Origin of the sequence: Comamonas sp. B-9, from assembly GCF_000410635.1 — a bacterium.
Lineage (GTDB): Bacteria > Pseudomonadota > Gammaproteobacteria > Burkholderiales > Burkholderiaceae_C > Comamonas.
This window is the reverse complement of record NZ_KE148565.1, coordinates 1-4,370: the sequence shown is the minus strand read 5'-3', so window position 1 is coordinate 4,370 and position 4,370 is coordinate 1. Positions and strand designations below refer to the sequence as shown.

The window sequence follows — 4,370 nt, the reverse complement described above, 5'->3', positions numbered from 1 at the left end:
CCCCCCCCCCCCCCCCGGCCCCGAACCCAGCCACGAAACCAGCCCCGATTGGCTGGACTGGCGCAGCCCGGCGGGCGAGCATTTGCGGGTGCGCTGCTACAGCTTTCTCGATGGCAAGGCGGGCAGTGATCTGCAGCGCAGTGGTGCCGCCTGGCAGGCCTGGGGCTTGGCGATTGCCCAGTTGCATGGGGCCTTGGCCGACTTTACCCACCCGGCCACCGAGCGCCCCTTTTTATGGGATGCACGCCGCGCACCGCTGCTGCGGCCCTGGCTGGAGGTGGTGGACGATGCGCAACTGCGCGCGCAGATTGCAGCGTTTTGGGCCGTGTTTGAGCAGCGGCTGGCACAGCTGGGCCCGCAGCTGCCCACGCAGACCATCCACAACGACCTCTCGCCCAGCAACCTGCTGGCGAGCGACGACGGCCTGGGCATTGCCGGCGTGCTGGATTTTGGCGACATGCTGCTGGCCCCGCGCGTGGCCGATCTCGCAATTGCCGCCTCTTACCAAATGCCGCTGACCGATGCACCCGATGCCGCGCTGGCCGCGATGCTGGCCGGCTATGAAAGCCTGCTGCCACTGACGGCTGCCGAGCATGCGCTGCTGCCCGATCTGATCCTCGCGCGGCTCACGCAGCGCATGGTGATCACCGCCTGGCGCGCCCGCCTCTACCCCGACAACCGCGTCTATATCCTGCGCAGCCAGGCCACGGCCACGGCCTTGTTCCGCCGCATGATTGGCGGCTGGCTGCAAGCGCATGTCGCGCAGGCCGACCACCATGCCGACACCCACCCCACCGCCGCCTGACCCCACCTGGAGCACCTCCCGATGCCAACCCTCTCCGCCGACGACCAGCGCCTGCTTGCACGCCGCCAAAGCGCGCTGGGCCCCTCTTACCGCCTGTTCTACGATGAGCCGCTGCACCCGGTGCGCGGCGATGGCGTCTGGCTGTGGGATGCCGATGGCCGCCGCCACCTGGATGCCTACAACAATGTGCCGGTGGTGGGGCATGCCAACGCAGCGGTCAATGCAGCACTCATCGCGCAAAGCCAGCTGCTCAACACGCACACCCGCTACCTGCATGACAACGTGGTGCAACTAGCGGAGCGGCTGCGCGCGCTTTTCCCGGCAGCGCTGGACACCTGCGTGTTCACCTGCACCGGCAGCGAGGCCAATGACCTGGCCTTGCGCGTGGCGCAAGAATTTACCGGCCGCCGGGGCCTGATCATCACCCGCCATGCCTACCATGGTGTGACCATGGCACTGGCCCAATGCTCGCCCTCGCTGTGCCCGCCAGCAGACCATGTCGAAGTCATTGATCCGCCCGCGTTCCAGGGCGTGGATGCCCAGGCCGCTGCAGCGGCCTTCGCCCAGCGGGTCGATGAGGCCGCCGCCGCGCTGGAGGCGCGTGGCACGCCGGTCAGCGCCCTGCTGCTCGACACCGTGTTTGCCAGCGATGGCGTGCATATTGATGCCGCACCTATTTTGCAAGCCGCCGCCCAGGCGGTGCGCAGGCGCGGGGGCCTGTTCATTGCCGACGAGGTACAAGGCGGTTTCTGCCGCACCGGCCGCTGGTGGGCCTTTGGCCGCGAATCCGTGGTGCCCGATATGGTCACCATGGGCAAACCCATGGGCAATGGCCACCCGATTGCGGCGCTGGTGCTCAAGACGCCGCTGATGGAGGTGTTTGGCAAGCGCTGCCGCTACTTCAACACCTTTGGCGGCAACACGGTATCGGCGGCAGTGGCCCTGGCGGTGCTTGATGAGCTGGAGCGCATTGATGCCCCCGCCCATGTGCGCCGCGTGGGCGGCCATCTGCAGCAGGCGCTGCAGTCGCTGGCAGCGCAGCACAGCGCCATCACCCAGATCCGGGGCGAAGGCCTGTACTGGGGCGTGCAGCTCGAGAGCGGCAGCCTGGCCAGCACCGTCGTCAACCACCTGCGCCAGGCCGGCGTGCTGATCAGCACCAGTGGCCCATTGGGCGATACGCTCAAGATCCGCCCGCCCTTGCCCTTTGAGACCGAACACGCCGATCTGCTGGCCGGCGCGCTCGATGAGGCCTTGCGGGCCCGGGTCTGAGGGTGCTGCCCATGCCCAGCGCAAGCACACCTGCCTCATCGCAGCCGGTGGCCCTGGTCAGCGGCGCCGGGCGCGGCCTGGGCCTGGCCATTGCGCAAGAGCTGCTGGCCCATGGCTGGCGCGTCAGCATAGGCACACGCCAACCAGTGCCGCAGCTGGCGGACCATGCGCCTGCGCAGCTGCAGCGCAGCCACTTTGATGCGCTCGACGCGGGCAGCGAAACCCGCTGGATCGCCGAGGCCGCCGCGTATTTTGGGCGCATCGATGCCATCGTCCACAACGCTGGGGTGCTGAGCACGGACAGCGTTTTGACGGCGAGCGATGCGGAGTTTGACCGGTTGATGGCCATCAATGTGAAATCACCGATGCGGCTGACGCGCCAGGTCTGGCCCTATTTGCAGCAGTCGCCCAATGGCAAGGTCGTCGTGATGGCGTCGCTTGCCGGCAAGCGGGTGCGGGCGCCCGAGGGCTCGCTCTACGCCATCAGCAAGCATGCGGCCCTGGCCTTGGCCCATGGCATACGCCATTGCGGCGGGGCCGACCGCATCCGCTGCACCGCCATCTGCCCGGGTTTTGTCGACACCGACATGGCCGATGGCGTGCAGCCTGCGCTGCGCGCCCAGATCAGCCAACCGGCCGACATTGCGACCCTGGTGCGCACGGTGCTGGAGCTGCCTGCCAGCGCCAGCGTGGCCGAGATTGCGGTGAGCTGGCAGGTCGAGTCGCAGTACTAGCTTTGCCTCAGCGCGCCGTCCAGCTGCGCTACACTCAGCCGCTGCGGAACTTTCTGCACCCTGCCCAGTCTGAATCCACCATGCGTGCCTGTCTGTCCCTGTTGCTGATGCTGATGCTGGCCCTGCGCGGCCTCATGGGCGACGCCATGGCAATGGGGCTGGTGGCGCCGGTCATTCCGGCGGCCGTGGCCGAACACCACGCCAGCAGCATGGCGGACCATGCCGACATGGACACAGACCATGTGATGGCATCCAGCAGCCACGGCGGCAGCGGCAGCCAAGTCAGCGACCACAGCCAGCACGACACGGGCCAGCATGGCGCCAGCTGCTCGGCCTGCGGCATCTGCCACTCCGCTGTGGATCTGTTCAACGGCGCGGGTTTTGCAGCCCTCGCCGCCCCCTCGCTGGCGCGCGCCAGCGGCAGCGCGCCCTTTGCCAGCGCCCTGCTCGCCCAAGCCTCCAAACCACCCATTTCCTGATCGCTGACACCCGAGGTGCGTCCGCATGGCAGCTGCCGTGCAGGCGTCTTTTGACCACGCTTTCAGGAGAGTCCTATGCGCCCTGCGCATGTCTTGCGCTGCCTTGCCGGCGCGGGCGGCCTGGCTGTTACCAGCTGGCTATCTGCCCAAACGGCGACCCCGGCCGCCACCGACCCCAACGCGCCCACATCGGCGCTCCAGCACCGGCCCCTGGCCAAGAGCGGCCGCATTGTCGACGAGCCCGGCGATTGGCGCCAGGCCAATGCAGCGGTGGCTGCCTTTAGCCGTGGCCATGCCGACGTCATCGCCTGGGAAAAGGCCCAGGCGGGCCCCGGCGGCGCCCAGGCCATGCCGGCCAGCCGGGTGGATGCCCACCGCCATGAAGCGCATGGCGATCACAGCGCGCAGGGGGGCCAGCGATGAAGCGCCTGACCCTTCGCCTCTCGTCCATTGCCACTGCATTGCTGCTGGCCGGCTGCGCCAGCGTCTCGCCCGATGGCCTGCGCAGCGATGTGGCAAAACAACTGGAAGGCCGTCTGCCCGCCCAGGCCCAGCTGCCTGCAGCCGATGCACCCAACCAGCAGTCGGCACAGACGCACATTGATGCCTGGCTGCAGCAGCCGCTGGATGCCGATACCGCCGTGCGCATTGCACTGTTGAACAACCCGGGCCTGCAGCTCCAGCTGGCGCAGTTGGGCATTGCCGATGCCCAGCGGGTGCAGGCCATCACCCTGCCCAACCCGAGCCTGACCTTGGGCTGGTTTCGCAACGGCCGTGAGCGCGAGATCGAGCGCAAGCTGGGCTTTGGCCTGGTCGATCTGCTCACCCTGCCCTGGCGCAGCCGCTGGCAAGGCTGGCAGTTGGAGCAGGCCACATTGGAGGCGGCGCAGCAAACCTTGCTGCTGGCCGCAGACACACGCCGCGCCTGGCTGAATGCCGTCGCCGCCGAGCAGGCGCTGGCCGCCCACACCCGCATGCATGATGCTGCTGCGCTGGGCGGCGAGCTGGCCCGGCGCATGGCGGCCGTGGGCAACTTCAGCAAGCTCGACCAGGCGCGTGAGCTGGCCCAGCAGCAGCAAG

General features: G+C 68.4%; 6 protein-coding genes. All 6 read left to right on the top strand.

The genetic code is table 11. From position 1 onward, the window contains the following. A partial coding sequence (locus tag H928_RS27350) for a phosphotransferase (protein ID WP_204366304.1) occupies positions 1 to 805 on the top strand: 805 nt, incomplete at its 5' end. 21 nt (positions 806 to 826) lie between these two features. After that, entirely contained in the window at positions 827 to 2,077 is a 1,251-nt protein-coding gene (locus H928_RS0111670; protein ID WP_021026671.1) for an aspartate aminotransferase family protein, read from the top strand. A gap of 11 nt (positions 2,078 to 2,088) precedes the next feature. Then, positions 2,089 to 2,811 carry an SDR family NAD(P)-dependent oxidoreductase gene (locus H928_RS0111665; RefSeq protein WP_021026670.1) on the top strand — a complete coding sequence of 241 codons (723 nt, stop codon included), beginning with the start codon at positions 2,089 to 2,091 and terminating at the stop codon, positions 2,809 to 2,811. Between the two features lie 80 nt (positions 2,812 to 2,891). After that, positions 2,892 to 3,290, top strand: a complete 399-nt coding sequence (locus tag H928_RS0111660; RefSeq protein ID WP_027010851.1) for a hypothetical protein — start codon at positions 2,892 to 2,894, stop codon at positions 3,288 to 3,290. A 75-nt stretch (positions 3,291 to 3,365) separates the two neighbouring features. Continuing rightward, positions 3,366 to 3,713, top strand: a complete 348-nt coding sequence (locus tag H928_RS0111655) for a hypothetical protein (RefSeq protein WP_021026668.1) — start codon at positions 3,366 to 3,368, stop codon at positions 3,711 to 3,713. After that, the coding region (locus tag H928_RS0111650; protein WP_021026667.1) for a TolC family protein at positions 3,710 to 4,370 on the top strand (661 nt) is incomplete at its 3' end. The genes H928_RS0111655 and H928_RS0111650, both read left to right, overlap by 4 nt.

Bases quoted from the DNA above. Each gene is read 5' to 3' on its own strand.
- H928_RS0111665 (WP_021026670.1), top strand. From the start codon at position 2,089: ATGCCCAGCGCAAGCACACCTGCCTCATCGCAGCCGGTGGCCCTGGTC.
- H928_RS0111655 (WP_021026668.1), top strand. From the start codon at position 3,366: ATGCGCCCTGCGCATGTCTTGCGCTGCCTTGCCGGCGCGGGCGGCCTG.
- H928_RS0111660 (WP_027010851.1), top strand. From the start codon at position 2,892: ATGCGTGCCTGTCTGTCCCTGTTGCTGATGCTGATGCTGGCCCTGCGC.
- H928_RS0111670 (WP_021026671.1), top strand. From the start codon at position 827: ATGCCAACCCTCTCCGCCGACGACCAGCGCCTGCTTGCACGCCGCCAA.